Consider the following 2,704-nt stretch of genomic DNA (forward strand, 5'->3'; position numbering starts at 1 on the left):
TGCGTATTTCAGGCCAGCGTGACCACCCATTTCAGGCAAATGACCGGTCATTTCAGAGTGAGCGTGACCACCTGTTTCAGAATCAGCGTGACCGCTTTTGTGCTTTCCTCTGAAATGCGTTTTGCCTAAATATTAGGCAAAGATAAGTGGGGATTTTAGTATTCGAGGGTAATTTGATGAACCCGATATGGTTGAGCTTTTTAGGCTCCCCATGTCCAGTAAAGCAATTACCATGCGAAAAATTAAAGAAGTTTTGCGGCTGCGTTTTGAATGTGGCCTGTCCTTAAACGCGATTGCCAGAGCCTTAGAGTTATCCAAGGGTGCTGTCGCCAAGTACGATGCCCTAGCCAGAGCGGCGCAATTAGACTGGGCATCCATTGAACCTTTGACTGAAGAGCTGCTAGCAAAGCGTTTGCTGCCACCGCAGGCAATGGTGCCGGGCCAAAACCAATTTGCCCCGATTGACTTTATCTTGGTCAACCAAGAGATGAAGAAAAAAGGCCTCACCTTGCAACTACTCTGGGGTGAGTACTGCGAAGCTGCCACGCAAAAGCCGTATGGCTATACCAGTTTTTGCATCCACTACGCCGCCTTTGCAAAAACCCTCAAGCCCTCGATGCGGCAAATCCACAAGGCCGGTGAAAAATGCTTTGTCGATTATGCTGGTCCCACCATCCCCATCATTGATGTCCTGACTGGCGAAATTACTAGAGCCCAGATCTTTGTTGCCGTTCTGGGTGCTTCAAGTTATACCTTTGCATTAGCAACGAGAGCGCAAAAGACCGAAGATTGGCTATTGGGCCAGCGCAAAGCCTTTGAGTATTTTGGTGGGGTAACGCAGGTCATCGTTCCCGATAATCCGAGAAGCCTAGTTGCCAACCCCGATCGCTATGAACCGCAAGTGGGCAGATCGTACGCCGAGTTCGCCGCTCATTACGGCTGTGCCGTAATCCCGGCCCGGCCGCGCAAACCGCAAGATAAGAGCAAGGTCGAAGTGGGCGTACAAGTAGTCGAGCGCTGGATCTTAGCTAGGTTGCGCCATCAGCAGTTCTTTAGCTTGGCTGATCTCAATATTGCCATTGCCCATTTACTGGAAGAGCTCAATACCCGCCCCTTCAAGAAGCTGCCTGGCAATCGCCGTAGCGCCTTTGAAGCGATTGATAAACCCGCACTCAAATCTTTGCCTGCGACGATCTTTGAGTCCTGCTCCTGGAAAAAAGCCAAGGTAGGCATTGATTACCATGTCGAGTTAGAGCACCACTATTACAGCGTGCCTTATCAATATGCGCGCAAAGCAGTCGAGCTGCGGGTCACCCCCACCGTAGTGGAAATCCTCTGCGAGGGCAAACGCATTGCCGCCCATGTGCGCGTGATGCGCACGGGCTATAGCCATGGGCTATCTTCTCAAACTACTGTGCCTGAGCATATGCCCAAAGCACACGAGGCTCATCTGGAATGGAGTTCAGAGCGTCTGCTGAACTGGGGCCAGGGGATCGGTGCATTTACTCAATCCTTAGTGTCGCACCTGCTGCATCAGAAAGCCTATCCCGAGCTCGCTTATCGCGCCTGTCTTGGTTTGCTCAATCTATCAAAATCATATGGCAAAGAGCGTTTAGAAGCGGCTTGCGCTATCGCAGTAGCTAATAACGCTATGACCCAAAAGAGCGTGCGCAACATCTTGGCGACCAAGCTGGACTTAGCCAAGGCAGGCAAAGTGCCCGCCAACAAAAAGAGCTCCCAACAACTACCTTTGCATGAGAACGTGCGCGGACCCAAGTATTACCACTAAAGCATCTCCACTAATTTTTAACCAGCAGCAAAACTGAAAGAAGGAAAATCACATGCTTCATCAACATACCATCTCCCAGCTTCAAGCCTTAAGACTAGAGGGCATGGTTCTTGGCCTACAAGAGCAATTTACACAAAGAGCATCAGATGACCTCTCGTTTGAAGAGCGTTTGGGTTTATTGGTCGATCGAGAGCTCACCTACCGCGAGAATAAGAAACAGGCAAGGCTGCTTAAAAGTGCCAAGCTCAAGGTCTCTACCGCTTGCCTAGAAGATGTCGATTACCGCCCTGGTAGAGGCTTAGATAAAAAGCAGGTGGCTAGCTTTGCTAGTTGCGATTGGATTAGAGGGGCTCAAAGTATTTTGCTCACTGGTCCTGCTGGCGTGGGTAAGACTTGGCTAGCCAGCGCCCTAGGATTACAAGCCTGCCGCTCTGGCTTCTCGGCTCTGAATATGCGCGTACCCCGTATCTTTGAAGAGCTTCGAGTAGCACATGCTGACGGCACCTTCACACGCAAACTTCAATCTATTGCGAAAGTTGATTTACTGATCTTAGATGACTGGGGTTTGCACCCCTTAAACCAAGAAGAGCGCTCCGACCTTCTAGAAATCATGGATGATCGTGTTGGTACCAAGTCCACCATCATTACCAGCCAGCTTCCAGTGGAGCACTGGCATGAGTATTTAAATGATCCCACCTTGGCTGACGCAATCCTTGATCGCATCGTCCATCAAAGCCATAAGATCAAACTCAAGGGTGAATCCATGCGCAAGCAAGAGGTGGAAAACACGGCGGAAACCGTCAAAAAACAGAAGGCATCGTGACCGCTAAACTACAATAACTGAGCCTTCAAATACTAGAGCCTTGACGGTCACGCTGAATCTGAAACAGGCGGTCACGATCGCTGAAATACGCA

The 2,704-nt window shown here is 50.1% G+C and carries 2 protein-coding genes; both read left to right on the plus strand.

All coding sequences use genetic code 11. The features are described 5' to 3' along the window. Positions 1-211 precede the first annotated feature (211 nt). Positions 212-1,789: an IS21 family transposase gene (istA, locus tag M2125_RS10860; RefSeq protein WP_280742977.1), complete on the plus strand. Its 1,578-nt coding sequence runs from the start codon at positions 212-214 to the stop codon at positions 1,787-1,789. Between the two features lie 52 nt (positions 1,790-1,841). Then, entirely contained in the window at positions 1,842-2,612 is a 771-nt protein-coding gene (istB, locus tag M2125_RS10865; RefSeq protein ID WP_076024657.1) for an IS21-like element helper ATPase IstB, read from the plus strand. Positions 2,613-2,704 lie beyond the last annotated feature (92 nt).

Origin of the sequence: Polynucleobacter sphagniphilus, assembly GCF_029892205.1 — a bacterium.
GTDB classification, from domain to species: domain Bacteria; phylum Pseudomonadota; class Gammaproteobacteria; order Burkholderiales; family Burkholderiaceae; genus Polynucleobacter; species Polynucleobacter sphagniphilus.